2 protein-coding genes are annotated in these 3,784 nt (G+C 70.6%); both read right to left on the reverse strand.

Annotated features, from left to right (window positions below; genetic code table 11):
* Positions 1-9: 9 nt before the first annotated feature.
* Positions 10-2,625, reverse strand: coding sequence for an ATP-binding protein (locus tag A9X05_RS11745; protein ID WP_067781529.1), 2,616 nt, complete (start codon positions 2,623-2,625; stop codon positions 10-12).
* On the reverse strand, positions 2,622-3,773 hold the full coding sequence (locus A9X05_RS11750; RefSeq protein WP_067781532.1) for an exonuclease SbcCD subunit D: 1,152 nt from the start codon (positions 3,771-3,773) through the stop codon (positions 2,622-2,624). Before A9X05_RS11750 ends, A9X05_RS11745 begins: the two co-directional genes overlap by 4 nt.
* Positions 3,774-3,784: the final 11 nt, after the last annotated feature.

Below are 3,784 nucleotides of genomic sequence, written 5' to 3' on the forward strand. Positions count from 1 at the left end.
GCGCCGGTGCTAGGCGCTGAGATCGATGCGGTGAGCGCCCTTGACGCCGTCGTACCGGTCGGGACTGCAGGTGAGGACGATGACCTGCCCGTGAGTGCCCACCGTGTCGAAGACCTCCCCCATTTTCGCCAGCCGATCGGGGTCGGTGAACCCCAACGCGTCGTCGACGACCACCGGAACGGCGTCCTGCTTGGCGACCAGGGCGGCGCCGGCCAGCCGCGCCAAGATGCCGAGTTGCTCCTTGGCCCCACCCGACAGCGAGTCGTAGGGCACCGTGATTCCGTCGAGCGTGCGGCTGCGAATGCAGAGGTCGCTGTCGATCTCGACCTCGAACGTGGGACCGAACACCGGGCGACCCAACCGCTGCAGTTCCGCGCGGTAGGGCTCGACGTACCGCTGCCGGGTGGTGTCGCGGTGACGCGTCATGACCGAGCGCAGCAGGCGCGCCGCCCTGGCCCGGCCGCCGACGCGGATGTGCTCACTGGCGGCGTGTTCGCGTTCGGTTTCCGCGGCGTCGAGCTTGCCCTGGCGGCCCTCGCTGCCCATCACCGACAGTTCGATGGTGATCTCGCGCAACGCGCGGGCGGCCTCTTCGTAGCGCTCGCGCAGTTCTTCCGTTTCCTTTACGGCGGCGCGCAATTCGGCGTTCACCGAGTCCGGGCTTGCCGCCGCGAGTTCCGCGGCGAGCTCGGCATGCCGACGTTCGGCGGCGAACGCGGCCCGCAGCGCCGTCTCCGCCGCCGACGCCAGTTCGTCGTCGCCGGCCGACGCCCGCTCCTGGGCCAGCCGGTCGGTGGCCGCGTCGAGTTCGCAACGCTGGTTCTTCAGCGCGTCCTCGAGAACCGTTGCGCGGGTGGCCAGCTCGGTGAGCCGGGCAGTGACGGTGGTGGCGATCCGGCGTCGGCCGTCGCACTCGGCGATCGCGGCCTGGCCAGCCGCCTGAAGCGCTTCAAGCTCGTCGCGGGCGGCTCCGATGCCGGTAGCCGCGCTGTCCGCCGGTTGCGCGGAGCGCAGCTGCGCGAGTCGCGAACGCAGCTCGTCGACCTCGTCGTCCCCGCACAGGCCGGTCAGGGTCGCGGTCAGTTGGTCGCGGCTGCCCTCCAGTTCGCGGCGACGCTGATCGGCGGCCCTGGCCGTGGCCAGGTCGGCCACCCGCGCGTCGGCCAACGCGGCCGACAGCTCCTCTTGCGCCGCAGCGTGTTTCGCCTGGACATCGAGGGTGGTTGCGCCGGGAGTGATCCACGCGGTCAGGACGCCGGGGACTTCGACCGCGGTGGGCCCGGTGGTCGTGATGGACCAGGTTTGGCCCTCGGACAACGCGACCCGTTCGCCATCGATGGACAGCTCGATGTCCGCGGCGGCGGCGAACTCGACCGCCGCCGACGTCGACGCCAACTGGTCGCCGATGCGATCGACCGCGGACGCGGCCGTCTCGATCCGGCGCAGCTGCTGCTCGGTGAGCGCGATCTCGCCGAGTTCCGCGGACACCTGCTCGCAGTCGCGCTGGATCGCGTCGATCTTGGCCAACCGGGCGCTCAGCCGATCGGCCTCCTCGCGGTCGGCGAGCTGAGTGACGGTGCGGCGGGCGGATTCGGCGCGGTGATGCAGATCCGCGACGGCCTCGGCGGCTTGCCGGGCGGCGGCCTCGGCGGCCTCGGCCTCGGCCTGCGCCGCCGCGCGCGCGTCGGCGGCCTCTTTCGCTTGTGCCTCGGCAGCCACGACAGCCGCTGTGCGGGTAGCGATTTCGGCGAGAAGCTGCAGACGTGAGGTGCGGGCCGTGGTGGCCGCCGCGCTAGTAGCCGCCGCGGCGGTCGCGATCAACTCGGCCTCGCGTGCTTGCCCCGTGAGTTCGGCGACCTTTTCCGCGGCCTGCTGCGCGGCGGTGAGCCGGGGGCGCGCGGCGATGCGCTGCTGGGACAGGTCGGCCACCTGTTGCGTCAGGGCCGCGTGCCGACCCACCCGCTCGTCGACCTCGGCGACCGCCGCCGCGCACTCCGCGACCGCGGCCTCGGCGTCGGCCAGGCGGGTGATCGCCGCGGCCCATTCCCCGGTGGGACGCCCCGTGGGGGTGAAGTAGCGTCCGTATTCCGCGTCGATGCGTTCGATGAGCAACGGCTCGGTGCCCGACAACGCCGCGGCGTCGCCGGCCGCCACGTCGAGCGCGCGCGACAGGGCGTCGCAACCGGAGAGATCCACCGCGGCGGTCGACGCCGACTGCAGCACCCGCTGGGCGTGCCACAAATCGCTGTCCACCGTCTCGGCCAGCATCGCGCGGACCCGTTCGTGCGCCTCGTCGCCGGTGAGCTGCTCGCGGTGCGGCGACTGGATCGTCAGTTCGGTTTCGCATTTCTTGTGGAACCGCTTGCGATAGGTGAAACGATAAGGGCCGCAGCTCAATTCGGCGCTAACCTCGGATCCGACGTCGCTGTGGGTGGGCTTGACCTGCTTGACTTCCTTCTTCGTCGAGCGGTCCCGGGACTCCAGCAGCAGATCGAGGGCCTCGATCATCGACGACTTGCCGATCTCGTTGGCGCCGCACAGCACGACGACACCGTGGTCGGGAAATTCGATCTCCCGGTGCGCGATGCCGCGATAATTCGTCAGGGTCAGGCGGTGCAACTTCATGCGGCGCCCCGGTCGGTGAGGCGTAGCAACAGCGCCAGCGCCGCCTGCGCGTCGGCGGCAGCATCGGAGGCTGGCTCGCGCGCGGTCGCCACCAGCTCGTCGACCGCCGCGGCGGCGAATCCCCCGATACCCAGATCGCTGAATTCGCCGTCGGCCGGGATTACCGCCAGATCGGTGCGGCGTTCCCACAGGCCGAGCCAGGCATACAACCGCGCGTACTTGTCGAGACACGCATCCAGCGCCGCCCGATCGGTGACCGTCAGGGATCCGGTGAGCGCCAAGCGCACCACGGTGCGGTCCTTGTCTGCCATCAGGTCCAGGTTCAGGTCGAGGTCGGCGATGTCACGGCGAGTGTCGACCTGGTGATGCATGGTGACGAAGCGCCACCGGCCGACATGCCGTGATTCCACCGAGGCGGTGCGACGCGGGTCGCTCTCGTCGATCTCCACGACGAGGACATGACCGGGGTCGGATTCCACGTCGTCGAAGTTGGTGACCTCCGGCGAACCGGAGTACCAGATCCGGCCGCTGTCACCGACATTCGTCCGTGAATGCTTGTCCCCCAGTGCAACGTAATGCACCGTACCGGTCGCCAGCGCGCGGTCGAGGGTGGCCAGGCGGATCAGGGAGGGCTTGTCCCGGTCCGGGTCCAGGACGTCGACCCCGCCGTGCGCGACGAGGATCCGGGTGACCGGTTCGGGCGCGAGGCCTTCGAGAACGTCGGCGACCAGGTCGGTGGTCGGCGCCTTGGATCGCCATGGCGCGGCGACGATCTCCAGCCCGGGCCTGACCCGATGGGCGCCGGCCTGGTCGAGCACCACCACGTTGTCGGGACGTTCGGCGGTGAACAGGGCGCTGGTGTACACCGAGGACGCGTCGAGCGGGTCGTGGTTGCCCGGTAGCAGGTAGACCGGAATCCCGATGGCGCGCATGGCTTCTAACGACTGCCCGACGACCTGCGGGGGAAGCTGATTGTGTTCGAAGACGTCGCCGGAGACCACGACGAACTCGGCGCCCACCTCCGTCGCCAGCGCCCCCAGGCCGGCCACCGCGTCACGCCGGGCAGCCGAGTACCGCGGCTGAGCATCACCGGCGAGAAAGTGCCGGGTCATGCCGAGCTGCCAGTCGGCGGTGTGCAGGAATCGCATGGCGGCGGCTC

Origin of the sequence: Mycobacterium sp. E3298 (assembly GCF_001666895.1) — a bacterium.
Lineage (GTDB): Bacteria > Actinomycetota > Actinomycetes > Mycobacteriales > Mycobacteriaceae > Mycobacterium.